This is a genomic window from Aphanothece stagnina RSMan2012, from assembly GCF_046764815.1.
Taxonomy (GTDB): Bacteria; Cyanobacteriota; Cyanobacteriia; order PCC-6307; family Cyanobiaceae; genus NIES-981.
In genome coordinates this window covers 43,978-57,530 of the sequence record NZ_JBKOUC010000010.1, presented here as the reverse complement: position 1 = coordinate 57,530, position 13,553 = coordinate 43,978, and the positions used below count along the sequence as shown (strand labels likewise).

General features: G+C 66.0%; 16 protein-coding genes. 5 read left to right on the top strand and 11 right to left on the bottom strand.

Annotated features, from left to right (window positions below):
• Position 1 precedes the first annotated feature (1 nt).
• Positions 2 to 292 (bottom strand): hypothetical protein, encoded by a 291-nt coding sequence (locus tag ACLNEE_RS08335; protein ID WP_411422476.1) that lies wholly within the window; start codon positions 290 to 292, stop codon positions 2 to 4.
• A gap of 66 nt (positions 293 to 358) precedes the next feature.
• On the opposite strand from ACLNEE_RS08335, the gene ACLNEE_RS08330 reads away from it, so the two are divergent.
• The gene (locus ACLNEE_RS08330; protein ID WP_412006983.1) at positions 359 to 958 is read left to right on the top strand and encodes an SH3 domain-containing protein; all 600 of its coding nucleotides are present in this window, start codon (positions 359 to 361) and stop codon (positions 956 to 958) included.
• Positions 959 to 1,552: 594 nt separating this feature from the next.
• Positions 1,553 to 2,143, top strand: a complete 591-nt coding sequence (locus ACLNEE_RS08325) for a hypothetical protein (protein ID WP_412006982.1) — start codon at positions 1,553 to 1,555, stop codon at positions 2,141 to 2,143.
• Positions 2,144 to 2,433: 290 nt separating this feature from the next.
• Here the strand turns inward: ACLNEE_RS08325 and ACLNEE_RS08320 are convergent, their stop codons facing one another.
• The gene (locus tag ACLNEE_RS08320; RefSeq protein WP_411422473.1) at positions 2,434 to 3,282 is read right to left on the bottom strand and encodes an NAD(P)H-binding protein; all 849 of its coding nucleotides are present in this window, start codon (positions 3,280 to 3,282) and stop codon (positions 2,434 to 2,436) included.
• Positions 3,283 to 3,388: 106 nt separating this feature from the next.
• Here ACLNEE_RS08320 and ACLNEE_RS08315 point away from each other — a divergent pair, with 106 nt between their 5' ends.
• The gene (locus tag ACLNEE_RS08315) at positions 3,389 to 4,333 is read left to right on the top strand and encodes an AraC family transcriptional regulator (protein WP_411422472.1); all 945 of its coding nucleotides are present in this window, start codon (positions 3,389 to 3,391) and stop codon (positions 4,331 to 4,333) included.
• Positions 4,334 to 4,506: 173 nt separating this feature from the next.
• Here ACLNEE_RS08315 and ACLNEE_RS08310 read toward each other — a convergent pair whose 3' ends face one another.
• The gene (locus ACLNEE_RS08310; protein ID WP_412006981.1) at positions 4,507 to 4,752 is read right to left on the bottom strand and encodes a hypothetical protein; all 246 of its coding nucleotides are present in this window, start codon (positions 4,750 to 4,752) and stop codon (positions 4,507 to 4,509) included.
• A gap of 24 nt (positions 4,753 to 4,776) precedes the next feature.
• Here ACLNEE_RS08310 and ACLNEE_RS08305 point away from each other — a divergent pair, with 24 nt between their 5' ends.
• Entirely contained in the window at positions 4,777 to 5,343 is a 567-nt protein-coding gene (locus ACLNEE_RS08305; RefSeq protein ID WP_412006980.1) for a hypothetical protein, read from the top strand.
• Here ACLNEE_RS08305 and mtnA read toward each other — a convergent pair.
• Positions 5,334 to 6,455: an S-methyl-5-thioribose-1-phosphate isomerase gene (mtnA, locus tag ACLNEE_RS08300; protein ID WP_411422470.1), complete on the bottom strand. Its 1,122-nt coding sequence runs from the start codon at positions 6,453 to 6,455 to the stop codon at positions 5,334 to 5,336. The genes ACLNEE_RS08305 and mtnA overlap by 10 nt on opposite strands.
• A gap of 68 nt (positions 6,456 to 6,523) precedes the next feature.
• Here mtnA and ACLNEE_RS08295 point away from each other — a divergent pair, with 68 nt between their 5' ends.
• A complete protein-coding gene (locus ACLNEE_RS08295; protein WP_411422469.1) occupies positions 6,524 to 7,270 on the top strand; it encodes a SpoIIAA family protein in 747 nt (248 codons plus the stop codon).
• Positions 7,271 to 7,344: 74 nt separating this feature from the next.
• Here the strand turns inward: ACLNEE_RS08295 and ACLNEE_RS08290 are convergent, their stop codons facing one another.
• The 7 genes from ACLNEE_RS08290 to ACLNEE_RS08260 form a co-directional block, all read right to left on the bottom strand.
• The gene (locus tag ACLNEE_RS08290; RefSeq protein WP_411422468.1) at positions 7,345 to 7,905 is read right to left on the bottom strand and encodes a DUF1543 domain-containing protein; all 561 of its coding nucleotides are present in this window, start codon (positions 7,903 to 7,905) and stop codon (positions 7,345 to 7,347) included.
• Positions 7,906 to 7,910: 5 nt separating this feature from the next.
• Positions 7,911 to 8,306, bottom strand: coding sequence for a L,D-transpeptidase (locus tag ACLNEE_RS08285; RefSeq protein ID WP_411422467.1), 396 nt, complete (start codon positions 8,304 to 8,306; stop codon positions 7,911 to 7,913).
• Between the two features lie 31 nt (positions 8,307 to 8,337).
• Positions 8,338 to 9,669, bottom strand: coding sequence for a SufS family cysteine desulfurase (locus ACLNEE_RS08280; protein WP_411422466.1), 1,332 nt, complete (start codon positions 9,667 to 9,669; stop codon positions 8,338 to 8,340).
• Positions 9,670 to 9,674: 5 nt separating this feature from the next.
• The gene (locus tag ACLNEE_RS08275; RefSeq protein WP_411422465.1) at positions 9,675 to 10,808 is read right to left on the bottom strand and encodes a SufB/SufD family protein; all 1,134 of its coding nucleotides are present in this window, start codon (positions 10,806 to 10,808) and stop codon (positions 9,675 to 9,677) included.
• Entirely contained in the window at positions 10,808 to 11,623 is an 816-nt protein-coding gene (gene sufC / locus ACLNEE_RS08270; RefSeq protein WP_411422464.1) for a Fe-S cluster assembly ATPase SufC, read from the bottom strand. Before sufC ends, ACLNEE_RS08275 begins: the two co-directional genes overlap by 1 nt.
• A 97-nt stretch (positions 11,624 to 11,720) precedes the next feature.
• A complete protein-coding gene (gene sufB, locus ACLNEE_RS08265) occupies positions 11,721 to 13,160 on the bottom strand; it encodes a Fe-S cluster assembly protein SufB (protein WP_411422463.1) in 1,440 nt (479 codons plus the stop codon).
• Between the two features lie 18 nt (positions 13,161 to 13,178).
• A complete protein-coding gene (locus ACLNEE_RS08260; RefSeq protein WP_411422462.1) occupies positions 13,179 to 13,541 on the bottom strand; it encodes a ferredoxin-thioredoxin reductase catalytic domain-containing protein in 363 nt (120 codons plus the stop codon).
• Positions 13,542 to 13,553: the final 12 nt, after the last annotated feature.

Genomic DNA, 13,553 nt, shown 5'->3' with positions numbered 1-13,553 from the left:
CTCACTCCTCCAGTAGCTGCACCTGGTACACGGCCACATTGCTGTGGGCTAGCGAGCGCACGATCTCAGGCACCATCTGAATCGGGGTGCAGAGCGTCAGCGAGCGGCGCCTGCCGGCGGCCATCTCCGCCAAATGCTGGGGATCGATGCTGGTGGAGCGCTGCTGCGCTGCAGCCTCAAACACCTCCACCGCTGGGCTCTTCCCGGAACCCAGCACAAACAGCACCCGCCGGGGCGTCTCGCTGTAGTCGCGGCTGAGGGCCTCCAGGGCAGGGATGTCCGAGTGTGTCATGGCCTACTGCTGGCGGGGGATTGCTACACCCACCTGGATAATCGATTGGCTTTCCTTTGCTCTCGCATGCTCCACCGCCGCTTCCTTGCCATCGCTGCTGTCAGCGCAGGTGCCATCGCCGGGGCCTCCCTGGTGCGTCCTGCCGCAGCCGCCCAGGCGCTGGACTGCTGGATGAACGACAGCAAGCAGACCTGTCAGGTGAAGCCCTGGGGCAACGGGGGATTTGAGATCAGCTTCAGCGGCAGTGCCATCTATCGCTTCGTGCCGGCCGGTCCACCCACCACTGACAACCGCCGCATGCGTGATGAACAGGGCCGCATCTGGCTGATGAGCGGCCACCACAGCTTCACGCTCAGCGAGCAAAACGGCGATGGGAACCGGATTGCCGTCTCCAACGTCAAGAGTCGGCCCGCAGCGGCCGTGGATCACCAGGCCCACAGCAAGGTGAAACTCAGCGGCCATGGTCAGCCCACGGTGACCCTGTACGCCAAGCCCAACTACGGCGCCGCGATCGCGGGGATGGGGGTGTCGGGGGAAACGCTCGACAAGTTGGCGTGCACCTCAAACAGCCAGGGCACCTGGTGCCGGGTGGGCTACCCAGGCCAGAGCGGCCGGGTGCTGTGGGTGAACCGGGACTCGCTGATCTTCCTGGGGGACGGGGAGTAGACCGTCGCGCCTGCGCCTGCGTTGCCCTGATTGGGTTCAACGACAGCGCGAAATCCGCCGCCGATTCAGGCCAGCTGGCGGAAATTCCTTAGCACCTCCACCCAGGAACCGACGTCCCCCGGATGAAAGGCCAGCTCCACTGCTCCGCAACTGGTCTCAAGGGCAGGAAGAGGCTCACATGCTGGTCAGCGAGGCTAAGCGGTTGCCTCTACTCCAAATCCCGGAAGGATGTATCGGAGGCGATGGAATGGCCAGATCTCAACCATGGAGTTCTGTCTGTCTTCTGGTAATGTCTTCTGGTGGCACTCTTGTTCCGGACAATCGCTTAGACCAAACGGAAGAAGAATATGCACAGCAATTCAACGCCACCATTAAGTCTCCAGTCAAGTCTGTCGGACTGCCCTTGTGTTTTGCACTCTGTTTATCCAGCAGAGATTATGTCTCAGCGACGAGAAGACTGTTCGCCAGATCAGAGAGAATGGGGGGACTCCGAACAAGCCCCTGGAGTAGTCAGGCCGCCGCAGCTCTCTGCTTCTCCAGTCACTCGTTGCCTGCCACTCAGGGGCACCGTTGGGCGCAGCATTACGAGGCATCATGAGGTCATCGCTAATCGCCGCAGTTCTCAGTTGCGCTGTCCTCGCAGGCTGCACGACGCGCCAGGCAGATGAACTGACCCTGCGCCGCGAGTTCAACATCCCGAGGGCTGCCACAGCAGTCACCTACGAGGCCACGCCCTCGGAACCAGGATGGTTTGGGCGCGAGGGCCTCAAGATCACGATGGTCTTCCAGCTCAGCGGTGCTGACTTCAACGTCTTGGCTCGCGCAGCTGCGGACTCCGGCAAGTGGCAGCGTCTGCCGATCCCTGATGGTGTCTTGAAACACCTTGCAGGTATCCGAACTTCAAGAGAAGCGAGGGCCAGGTCTACTCGGGAGTCAGGGCGGGCTCTCCCGCCGGAGGGCTCTATTTACAACCCGACAGAACAGCAGATCCTCGAACGCTTCAAGCAGTCCATGCCCTCGCAGCCTCGTACAGGGTTGTACCAGATCAGGACCGCAGGCAACGACATCATGCACGCTCCGAAGACCGTTCGTCCGACGCTGGATGCGGATGTAAACGACTTCATGCTCGTTATGCTTGATTCCGAGCATCACAAGGTAGTCATCCGAGCGAGCACTAATTATTAGGTAGTAAAGCCTGTGCCTTGCGCGCCCAACCCATCATTCCACCGGACCTGCGCGAAAAGCGGCGCAGGCCGGTGAATTCAAACGTTAGCCAGCCAGGCCACTCGCCCGTAGTGCTGCTTCATCACTCATTCACGATGATGAAACAACAATGAATCCTGAACACACGGCTAACCCATCAGGATGGAGGAATAGGAACGAAGGAGTAGTTCCATTGAGCAAGGCTCAGCGCGGCTTGGGTGTTGTGGGGGCCTGCACCGGTCGGCACAAGCCCTGACGGACGATCCGGAGGGTCATGAAGCCAGCGTCTCGAGCCGCCAGGCGCCTGTCTCGGCGGTGTCCTTGGCGTAATCGGCGAAGTCGCGAGCTGGGCGTCCCAGCGCCCGCCACACGCCATCAGCCGTGTGGGAACTGCGGCCATCGAGCACCTCGCTGAGCAGCGTGGCGAGGTGGGTGGCGTCCGCTGCCGGCATCCCGTGGGCTCCCAGCTCGGCGCCGAACTCCTCGGCGCTCAGCGGCACGTAGCGCACCTCCCGGCCAATGGCGGCGCCCAGCTCCTGCGCGGCTTCGGCGAGCGTGAGCAGGCGAGGGCCTGTCAGTTCGTAGATCTCGCCGATGTGACGGTCGTCGGTCAGTGCAGCCACGACGACGTCGGCGATGTCATCGGCGTCGACGAACGGTTCGGCGGTGTCACCGGCCGGCATCCCGAGAACACCGTGGCGCACGGAGTCGGCGAAGTTCTCATCGAAGTTCTGGTTGAAGAACGCGCAGCGGACGATCGTCCAATCGGCGCCCGAATTCTGCAGGTAGCGTTCGGCGCGCTGGGCCCCCGCCTCGCCGCGGCCGGAGAGCAGCACGAGGCGCCGAACACCGCGCGCAACGGCGAGTCGCGCGAACGCGTCCACGGTCTCGGCCGCGCCGGGCAGGGCCAGGTCTGGGAAGTAGGTGATGTACACAGCGGCGATGCCGTCGAGGCAGGGCGACCAGGTGCTGGGGTCCTGCCAGTCGAAGCGTGGTTGCGTCGAGCGGGACACGGGACGAACCCGCCGGCCCTGGGCGACGAGCCGATCCGTCACGCGGCGGCCGGTCTTGCCACTCGCTCCGATCACCAGGATCGTTGTGGTGTGGTTGGTGCTTGGCATCCGTTGGTTGAGAGGGTCGACTCAGATCCTCGGCAGGACCCTCCGTTCAGGCCATCGCTGAGCTGCTCAGATCCATACGCGAGCGTCCAGCCCTAGCCTCGGAACGATGGACTTGTTTGGTGGCTTGCTGGACGGTCCGCGGGCGCGTGGGGCCTTCGCGCTGCGTACCGTGATGCGTCCGCCGTGGTCGCTGCGGATCCTTGCCAAGTCCCCGATCACGGTGCTGGCGATCGTGCGCGGACACGCCTGGGTTGTGCCCGATGGAAGCGAGCCGGTGCGCCTCGGCGTGGGCGATGTTGCCGTGACCCGTGCGCCGCTGCACTACTGCGTGGCCGACCATCCGGACACCGCACCAGAGATCGTGATTCACCCCGGTCAACGCTGCACCAACCTGAACGGGGAGTCGCTCGAGCAGGAGTTGATGCACGGGGTTCGCACCTGGGGTAACGATCCGAACGGTTCGACCCTGATGTTGGTGGGCGCCTATGAGTCGACCAGCGACATCAGTGATCGGTTGCTGCGTGTGCTGCCCCCGGTGCTGACGCTCTCCAACGACACCTGGGGCTCGCCGCTCGTGAGCTTGCTGTGCGAGGAAATGGAGAAGGAGTGTGCGGGCCAGGCGGCCGTGCTCGACCGCCTGATCGATCTCCTCCTGATCGCGATCCTGCGCGCCTGGTTCACTCGTCCATCCGCCAGCGCGCCCACGTGGTACCGGGCCCACAGCGACCCGTTGGTGAGCCGCACCCTGCAGGTGCTGCATCAGCAACCGGCGTTTCCATGGACCCTGGCGACGCTCTGCCGCGAAGTGGGGGCCTCTCGATCGGCGCTCTCACGACGGTTCCGGGACGTCGTCGGAGAATCGCCGATGAAGTTCCTGACAAGCTGGCGACTTGCCCTCGCCGCCGACATGCTCTGCGACCCGGAGGCCACTGTGGGCACGGTTGCCTACGCCCTGGGCTACAGCACGCCGTTCGCGCTGAGCGCAGCCTTCAAGCGAGTTCGCGGCATCAGCCCGCAGGAACACCGGTTGCGGGCGATGCGGGCCTCTTGAGGCACAGCCGGGATACCCATTGGTCGGCGTACCCATCGCAGTGCTTGCCTTCCGCCTCCATGATCCAGAGGAGCAGGATGGCCTCCAGATCGGGGCCGAACGCCTGGCCCGCATCGGCTCACCCCATACGCCAGCACGAAGAACGGGCTCAGCATTCCATGATCAACAACGCCTCAGGCCTGATCCACGTCGCGGATAATCTCTTCCTGCTGGCCGATGACAACCGAGATCAGATCCGCCTGTTCCGCTTCAGCGATGATGCTTCGAAGCCGGAATTCAAGGAGCTCAATGTCTGCCTGAATCTTGGTGATGGCGGCCATGGCAACAGCGACTTCGAGAGCCTGGCCATGCTGCAGGATGCGCTCTACGTCATCGGCAACAGGCAACCGCGACTCCGGCATTTCAGGCTCAACGGCCATGCCCTCGCCGGGCCGCCCGCGGCCATGACACCCGATCTCCGCACAGACCTCGCCGGCGACGACATCAACATCGAAGCCCTCTCCGCCTGGCGCGGCAACCAGCTGCTGGTGGGGCTCAGAAAGCCAGCGGCAGAAGATGGCCATGCCCAGGCCCTCCTGCTGGATCCCGCAGTCCCTGAGGCCGCACCCACACCCCTGCTGTTCGATCTGGGCGGCCGCAGATTTCGCGACTGCGTGCGCATCGACGATCAGCATTTCCTCATCCTGGCCGGCCCGAAGCATGACGACGACAGCGACCGCAAGAACAAGACGAAGCGGCCGATGTTCTTCTGGAATGGCGACCTCACCAGCTCTGAACCGATTCAGCCAACGCGGTGCCGGCTGGACTACGGCAAGTTACGCGCCGAGGGCCTCTGCATTCGCCGCAAGGATCAGCATGGCCTTGAGATCTTCATCGGCTCCGACGAAAGCGCCGTTGACCGCCGCGATCCCTTCAAGCTGCGCTACGCGACGGTGAGCAGCATCGAGCAACTCCTCACAGACACCATCCCAACCCGCAAGGTGAGGGTGGAGCTCTACGGCTACGACTGATCAGCCCCCCCGTACAGCCCTCGCAGCCCCGCCTCACTCGCCGGCGCCACACCGCGCTCGGTGATCAGCGCCGTCACCAGCCGGGCCGGGGTCACATCAAAGGCCGGGTTGAAGCCGGCACTGCCGTCCGGGGTGAGCTGCACCGTGGCGATCTCCCCAGCTGCCGTGCCGCTGCAGATCCGGCCCTGGATGTGGGTGACCTCCTCCGCGCTGCGGGCCTCGATCGGGATGGCCGTCAGCCCATCGCTGAGGGTCCAGTCGATGGTGGAGGCCGGCAGGGCGACGTAGAAGGGCACGCCGTTGTCGTGGGCGGCCAGGGCCTTGAGGTAGGTGCCGATCTTGTTGCACACATCGCCCGTCCGGGTGGTGCGGTCGGTGCCGACGATCACGGCATCGACCAGACCGTGCTGCATCAGATGGCCCCCCGCGTTGTCGACGACCACGGTGTGGGGCACCCCCTCACGCCCCAGCTCGAAGGCGGTGAGGCTCGCCCCCTGGTTGCGAGGACGGGTCTCGTCCACCCACACGTGGATGTTCAGCCCAGCCCGGTGGGCCTTGTAGATCGGCGCGAGGGCCGTGCCCCAGTCGACGGTGGCCAGCCAGCCGGCGTTGCAGTGGGTGAGCACCTGGAAGGGGCTGTCCCGGCGCTCGGCCGGTCGGGCCGCCGCCAGCTGCCGGAAGATCTCCAGGCCATGGTTCCCGATGGCCTCGCACATCGCCACGTCCTCCTCGGCGATGGCCTCCGCTTCCTCCCGGGCAGCCTCGACCCGGCCCGCCTGCGGCAGGGCCGCCACCCGATCGCGCACCCGCTCGAGCGCCCAGCGCAGGTTCACGGCCGTGGGTCGGGTGCTGTTGAGCTGGTCGAAGGCCGCTTCCAGGGCGGCATCGCCAGGATCCTGCTGCAGGGCCAGCATGAGCCCATAGGCGCCGGTCACCCCGATCAGGGGGGCCCCGCGCACCACCATGCTGCGGATCGCCTCGGCGGCGTCCTCGCAGGTGCGCAGGCTGCGGGTCGTGAAGCGGTGGGGGAGCTGGGTCTGGTCGATCACCCCCACCGAGCAGCCCCCCGGTTCCAGCCAGATGGTGCGCCAGGCCGTGCCGTCGATGTTCATGGTGCGTGAAGCCGTCAGGCCGAGGCCTTCTTAGTTTGCGAGCAGGGAGTCACGGGAGAGCTGGAACCATGATCGAACAGATCCCCGGTCTGCCGGAAGGCACGGTGGGCTTCCGGCTGCGGGGGCTCGTGCGTGGGGAGGACTACGACAGGGTGCTCGTGCCGCAGATGGAGCGGGCCATCGAGGAACACGACCGCATCAAGGCCCTGTTGTGCTTCGGCCCGGACTTCGAGGGCTACGCCCTCGACGCCGCCTGGGACGACACGCTGCTGGGCCTGCGCCACTGGCAGGGGTTCGAGCGCATCGCCGTGGTGAGTGACGCGCCCTGGCTGCGCACCGCCATCCGAGCCATCGGCGCCCTCCTGCCCTGTCCCGTCAGGCTCTTCCACGACGGGAACGAAGCCGAGGCGCGGCGCTGGTTGGCTGAATCCCTCGGCAGCATCCATCTCACGGAACAGGACGGGGTCGTGCGGGTGCAGCTGATCGGCAGGCTCGAGCCCAGCGCCTACGCCGCGATCGAGGCGGAGATCGACAGCCTGTTCAGCCGGGTGGAGCCGGTGAAGCTGCTGGTCGATCTGCGCGAGTTCGACGGCTGGTCCGGCCTGGCCGCCCTGGGGGAGCACCTCTCACTGGTCAGGGAGCACCGCCGCACCCCACGGCGTGTGGCGGTGCTGGGCCACGCCGGCTGGCAGAAACTGGCCCAGCGGCTGCTTTCCCGGTTCATCGCCGCGGAGACGCGCTATTTCGATGCGGCCCACAGCGAGCAGGCCGATCTCTGGATCCAGGCCGACCTCCACGCCGCGCAGCACGGCTGACGAGGAACTCCGGTCGCCGCTGGGATCAGGCGTCTGCCCAGAGCTCAGAGCACCAGCCCCTGGATCACCAGGTCTCAGATCAAGCGGTAGCCGAACCAGTCCGGCACCAGGGGTTCGCCGCCAAGCTGGGATTCGGGCGTGAGATGCACGTGCAGGGACAGCCCGTCGAAGAGGGACAGCTGATCCACCGTCAGGCAATCATCCACGGCGACCAGATCGTCCCTGTGCCGCTGGCGCACCTGGGCCTGCCAGCGGCGCTTCGCCTGGACCACGGCGGCCTGGGGAGACGGGGCGACCTCCAGGCCGAAGCGGTGCTGCTCCGCCAGCTGGCCGGGGTCATAGCCCCCCAGGTTCACGAAATAGAGGCGCTCGGCTCCAGCCCAGCGCTCCGGCCTGAGCTCCACCCGGTAGCCATCGACGTGGCGCACGGCCACGTAGCTGTCGATATGCAGGCCCCGGCGGGACCCGAACCACTGGCGCCGCAACAGCGGCAGGGTCGCCTCGATCGTGGCACCGGCCACGAAGCGCACGTCGTGGAGCTCGAGGTTGCAGCCCGGCACGCGGCCACCGAGCACCACCAGGAAGAGCTCGGCAGGCGCGCCGGGCGGACGCTCGGGGCATGGTCGACTCCCCATCTCCGCTACGGCCTGATTTCCACAGGCGTGCCCACGGCGGTGCGCTCGAACAGCCAGCGGGCCGTGGCAACGGTGGTTCGGATGCAGCCATGGCTGCGCGGCACGCCGAAACACTGGCCGCCCTGCTCCTGCCAGGGGGCGGGGTGGATGCAGTAGCGGTCGGGGCCGAGACCGGGCCCGCCCAGACACATCACATGGGGCACGCTCTTCACCTGGTAGGTGGCGCCGGTGAGGTCCGTGCTGGCGTACTTGGCCTGGATGTGGAACGCGCCGACCGGCGTGGGGGAAGCGGGGAGACCCGTCGAGACCAGGGCCGAGTACAGCAGCACCTGGCTGGGTCCATAGGCATAGAGCCGCTGCTCGGAGAGATCGATGATCAGCCGGGCGATCAGCTCAAGCATGGGAGGCCCGGAACGCCGGTGGTCAGCACGCTCAGCTGTGTTCGCGCAGGAACCCGATCGTTCCCTGCAGCTCCTCGGCGAAGCGGTCGATCTCCTGGCGCGTGGTGGTGAAGCTCAGACTGGCGCGGGCGGATCCAGGGATGCCGTAGAGGCGGTGCAGGGGCTGGGTGCAGTGATGGCCGCTGCGAATGCAGATGCCGGCTGAATCGAGCAGGGCCGCCAGATCGTTGGCATGGAGGCCGTCCACCGTGAAGGCCGCCAGGGCGCCACGGTCAGGCTGCTGCTCCGGCGTGGGCCCGAGGATACGCACGCCGTCGATGGCGCCGAGCCGGTCGAACAGCTGGCGGGTGAGCTGCTTTTCCCAGCCGCGGATGCGATCCAGCCCGATGGCCTGAAGATAATCCAGGGCCGCACCCAGGCCGATGGCCTCGCCGATGGCCGGCGTTCCCGCCTCGAACTTGTGGGGCAGCTCGGCCCAGCTGCTGTGGTCGAGGTAGACGTCCTGGATCATCTCCCCGCCGCCCAGGAAGGGGGGCATGGCCTCGAGCAGCGCTTCGCGGGCCCAGAGGAAACCCATCCCGGTGGGCCCGCAGAGTTTGTGCGAGCTGCCGACCAGGAAGTCGCAACCGAGCGCCGCCACATTCACCGGCATGTGCGGCAGGCTCTGGCAGGCATCCACCAGCAGCAGAGCACCGGCGGCATGGGCCAGGGGTGCCACCCGTTCGACGGGGTTGAGACAGCCCAGGGTGTTGCTCACCTGCACCAGGCTGACCAGGCGCGTGCGGTCCGTGATCTGGGCCTTGAGGTCCTCCAGGTCGAGTTCCCCCGTAGGGGTGACTCCCGCATGGCGCAGCACACAGCCGGTGCGGGCCGCGAGCAGCTGCCAGGGCACCAGGTTGCTGTGGTGCTCCATGACCGTGAGCAGAACCTCATCGCCTTCGCGCAGGTTGGCGTCGCCCCAGCTGCGCGCCACGAGGTTGATCGCCTCACTGGCGTTGCGGGTGAAGACGATCTCCCGCGGGCTGGCCGCCCCCACGAAGGCCGCGACCTTGGCCCGTGCCGCCTCAAAACCCTCGGTGGCCCGGGCGCTGAGCTGGTGGGCACCCCGGTGCACATTGGCGTTGTCGTGGTCGTAGTAGCGCTGCAGGGCCTCGAGCACCTGGCGGGGCTTCTGACTGGTGGCGGCGTGGTCGAGGTAGATGAGGGGCTGGCCCAGGCAGGCGGTCTGGGCCAGAAGGGGAAAGTCCGGCCGGGTGATGGCGGCCAGATCGTCAACCACCTGGGCGGCTGGGGCGGCGGCATCCGGGATGCCGGCGAGGGAGGGGGCGGTGGAGAGACCGCCGAGCGCGGAGGAGGTGGGCATGGCGTTCAGACCTCCCCCAGCAGGCTCTGGAGCGGACGATGGGGAGCGGCAGCGGCGGGCAGCTCCCGCAGGACCTCATCGCAGAAGCCCCTCTGGAGCAGCGCAGCGGCCTGGGCGGCAGCGATGCCGCGGCTCTGGAGATAGAAGAGCTCGTCACGCTGCAGCCGACTCACGGTGGCTCCGTGGGCGCACTTCACATCGTCGGCGACGATTTCGAGCTCAGGTTTGGTGTCGATCCGCGCCCGGTCGGAGAGCAGGAGGTTGCGGCTCAGCTGGGCCGCGTTGGTCTGCTGGGCAACCCGCGGCACCTGCACGGCGCCGTTGAACACGCTGCGGCCGGAACCATCCGCCACGGCCTTGTGGAGCTGGTCGAGCACACCGGCAGGCCCCTCGAAGCGCACGTGGCTGTGGGTGTCGGCCACCTCCTGACCATCCACCAGCTGCAGACCCCGCAGCTGGGTGTGGGCGGCCCCCTCGAGCTGCACCACACGAGGCTCCTGGCGGATGAGCCCCCAGCCCGAGCTGGCGCTGATCAGGCTGAGCTCACTGCCGGCGGCCTGCCGCACGGCCGTGTGGGCCAGCAGCGTGGATCGGGCGCCCCGCCCCAGGGCCAGGGTGCCCAGCTTCAGACGGCTCTCCGGCCCCATCTCCACTTCGACCACGAGGCTGAGGGCCTGGTCGTCCGTGGCACGGATCACCTGCAGCAACTGGAGATCAGCCCCGGGTTCGAGCACCAGCAGCAGGCGGCGGGCCTGGCAACCGGGCATCGACCCTCCCTCCCAGGGCAGCTCCAGCGTCCAGGTTCCGGCACCGACGCGCAGGGCGAGCGTCGCGGGCCCCAGGCCGGCGTTGAACCGCACGGGCCAGTGGTCCGCGCAGGCGGTGCCGGCGACCGCGCGACCGCGGTGGGTCTCGGCGTCCCCATCCGCCAGGGTGGTGATGCCCGAGGGCAGGTGCGGGGGGATCCAGCCACCATTCTCGCTGGAGGCGACCTGGTGTGGAACGCTCCGCAGGGTGGTGAGATCGGTGAAGCGCCAGTCCTCCTGGCGGCGGCTGGGGAGAGGCGCACCGGCCAGGGCGGCGAGCCAGTCAGCCGACCCCTCGGACACCGGAGCGGTGCGGGGTGTGGTCGCCGTCATCAACCCACCTCCACTGGCTGGCGCCCGGAGTCCGCCTCGAGCCGGGCCAGTTCCTGGTCCACCCAGTCGTAACCGGTGCGTTCCAGCTCGAGGGCGAGCTCCTTGCCGCCACTGCGCAGCAGGCGACCGGACGCCATCACATGGACGTAATCGGGAGTGATCAGATCGAGAAGCCGCTGGTAGTGGGTGATCAGCAGGGTGGCGTTGTCAGGACTGGCAAGGTGGTTGACACCGCCGGCCACGATCCTGAGGGCATCGATATCCAACCCGGAATCGGTCTCATCGAGAATCGCGACAACAGGTTCGAGCAGTGCCATCTGGAGGATCTCGTTGCGCTTCTTCTCGCCGCCGCTGAACCCTTCGTTGACACTCCGCTCCAGAAAGGCCGGGTCCATCTGGACCACGCCCAGACGTTCCTGCACCAGGTCTTCGAAGGCGAAGGTGTCGAGCTCCTCCTGACCCTGGGCAGTGCGGCGGGCGTTGGTGGCCACCCGCAGGAATTCGAGATTGCTGACACCAGGAATCTCCACGGGGTACTGGAATCCGAGAAACACCCCGATGCGGGCGCGATCTTCCGGATCGAGACCCAGCAGATCCGTGCCCCGGTAGCGCATCGTGCCGGCGGTGACGGTGTAAGCCGGATGGCCGGCCAGCACCTTGGAGAGGGTGCTCTTGCCACTGCCGTTGCGCCCCATCACGGCATGGATTTCACCGGCGCGGATGGTGAGGTTCACGCCCTTGAGAATCGGCAGATCATCCACCGAGGCATGCAGATCGGAAATCTCGAGAAGGACCGGGGCGTCGGTGCGGATCACGGGGAGGGGAGACGAGCGGAAGAACGGGGAGACAGGGGTGGATGGCAGGTGAGTGGAGGCAGAACGACGAAGGGCAGCCTGCAGCCGGGGGAGGGTCTTATCCCACCGATCCCTCGAGCTTGAGGGCGAGCAGCTTGTCGGCTTCGGCGGCGAACTCCATGGGCAACTGGTTGAAGACGTCCCGACAGAAACCACTGACCATCATCGACACCGCCTCTTCAAAGCCAATGCCACGGCTCTGCAGATAGAACAGCTGATCGGCCGAGATCCGGCAGGTGCTGGCCTCGTGCTCCACGGCGGCATCGGGCTGCTGGGAGCGGATGTAGGGGTAGGTGTTCGCCGCCGCCTCGTCCCCGATCAGCATGGAGTCGCACTGGCTGTAATTGCGGGCGCCAACGGCTTTGGGGCCGATCTGCACCTGGCCGCGATAACTGTTGGAGGAGTGACCGGCGCTGATGCCCTTGCTGACGATCGTGGAGCGGGTACGGGGGCCGACATGAACCATCTTGGTTCCGGTATCCGCCTGCTGCCTGTTGTTGGTCAAGGCAACGGAATAGAATTCCCCAACCGAATCAGCTCCTTGCAGGACGCAGCTGGGATACTTCCACGTGATCGCTGAGCCAGTTTCCACCTGGGTCCAGCTGATCTTGCTGCGATCACCTCGGCAATGGCCCCGCTTGGTCACGAAGTTGTAGATGCCGCCGACGCCATTTTCGTCGCCCGCATACCAATTTTGAACTGTTGAGTACTTGATCGAGGCATCGTCCAGCGCGACGAGCTCAACGACGGCAGCATGGAGCTGATTGGTGTCGAACATCGGGGCCGTACAGCCTTCCAGGTAGCTCACGGAGGCGCCCTCCTCAGCCACGATCAAGGTGCGCTCGAACTGACCGGTGTCGCCGGAATTGATGCGGAAATAGGTGGAGAGCTCCATCGGACATTCCACACCTTTGGGGATGAACACGAAGGAGCCGTCGCTGAACACTGCCGAATTCAGCGCCGCAAAGAAGTTGTCATTGGTTGGGACGACTGTCCCTAGGTAGGCCTCGACGAGATGGGGATGCTCCCGGACCGCTTCACTGATGGAGCAGAAGATCACCCCATGCTCGGCCAGCTGCTCCTTGAAGGTGGTGGCGATCGAAACGCTGTCAAAGACCGCATCCACAGCCACGTTGGAGAGGCGCTTCTGTTCACTCAGGGGGATGCCCAGCTTGTCGAAGGTTTCGAGCAGCTTGGGATCGACCTCGTCCAGGCTCGATTTCTTCTCCTGCTGGCGCGGAGCGGCGTAGTAGATGATCTCCTGATAGTCGATGGGCGGATAGGCCAGCGCCGCCCAATCAGGCTCCTTCATCTGTTGCCATTGCCTGTAGGCACGCAGCCGAAACTGAAGCAGGAAGTCGGGTTCCTGCTTTTTAGAGGAAATCAACCGAACCACATCCTCACTGAGGCCCTTGGCGATCTTTTCGGTTTCAATATCCGTGACGAAACCGTACTTGTACGGCTGCGAAACCAGATCACCAACGGTGGCAGTGGACATGGCGGTGAGACGACTGGATCAGCCGGCGGTTAGGGATTTGACTTCATCGAGAGCGATGGTCTGCTTCTCGCAGCGGAACGGGTTGTCCTCCGTCAGGAAGAGCATGCAGTGGCATTCCTTGCGCTCCCGCATGGGCACACAGGGACAGTTCCAGAAGGCCTGAGCCACTTCGGCCTGCTTGTCTTCGTAGTGACGGCAGGGGCAGAGGGCTCCACCCAGTTCGTCCTTGTGCCGGGCCAGGCCCTCGAGCACCACGGCGGTCACACCCGGATCACTGCAGAAAAAGGTGCCGGTGCGCTGGGCATAGGTTTCGGCGAACTTGCGGATCACCTCCAGGCTCTCGGAACTGGGTGTGGGATTGCTCGCAGCGGGGTCGGCCATGGCTGAGGGTGG

Bases quoted from the DNA above. Each gene is read 5' to 3' on its own strand.
- ACLNEE_RS08335 (WP_411422476.1), bottom strand. From the start codon at position 292: ATGACACACTCGGACATCCCTGCCCTGGAGGCCCTCAGCCGCGACTAC.
- ACLNEE_RS08330 (WP_412006983.1), top strand. From the start codon at position 359: ATGCTCCACCGCCGCTTCCTTGCCATCGCTGCTGTCAGCGCAGGTGCC.
- ACLNEE_RS08325 (WP_412006982.1), top strand. From the start codon at position 1,553: ATGAGGTCATCGCTAATCGCCGCAGTTCTCAGTTGCGCTGTCCTCGCA.
- ACLNEE_RS08320 (WP_411422473.1), bottom strand. From the start codon at position 3,282: ATGCCAAGCACCAACCACACCACAACGATCCTGGTGATCGGAGCGAGT.
- ACLNEE_RS08315 (WP_411422472.1), top strand. From the start codon at position 3,389: ATGGACTTGTTTGGTGGCTTGCTGGACGGTCCGCGGGCGCGTGGGGCC.
- ACLNEE_RS08310 (WP_412006981.1), bottom strand. From the start codon at position 4,752: ATGGCCGTTGAGCCTGAAATGCCGGAGTCGCGGTTGCCTGTTGCCGAT.
- ACLNEE_RS08305 (WP_412006980.1), top strand. From the start codon at position 4,777: ATGACACCCGATCTCCGCACAGACCTCGCCGGCGACGACATCAACATC.
- mtnA (WP_411422470.1), bottom strand. From the start codon at position 6,455: ATGAACATCGACGGCACGGCCTGGCGCACCATCTGGCTGGAACCGGGG.
- ACLNEE_RS08295 (WP_411422469.1), top strand. From the start codon at position 6,524: ATGATCGAACAGATCCCCGGTCTGCCGGAAGGCACGGTGGGCTTCCGG.
- ACLNEE_RS08290 (WP_411422468.1), bottom strand. From the start codon at position 7,905: ATGGGGAGTCGACCATGCCCCGAGCGTCCGCCCGGCGCGCCTGCCGAG.
- ACLNEE_RS08285 (WP_411422467.1), bottom strand. From the start codon at position 8,306: ATGCTTGAGCTGATCGCCCGGCTGATCATCGATCTCTCCGAGCAGCGG.
- ACLNEE_RS08280 (WP_411422466.1), bottom strand. From the start codon at position 9,669: ATGCCCACCTCCTCCGCGCTCGGCGGTCTCTCCACCGCCCCCTCCCTC.
- ACLNEE_RS08275 (WP_411422465.1), bottom strand. From the start codon at position 10,808: ATGACGGCGACCACACCCCGCACCGCTCCGGTGTCCGAGGGGTCGGCT.
- sufB (WP_411422463.1), bottom strand. From the start codon at position 13,160: ATGTCCACTGCCACCGTTGGTGATCTGGTTTCGCAGCCGTACAAGTAC.
- ACLNEE_RS08260 (WP_411422462.1), bottom strand. From the start codon at position 13,541: ATGGCCGACCCCGCTGCGAGCAATCCCACACCCAGTTCCGAGAGCCTG.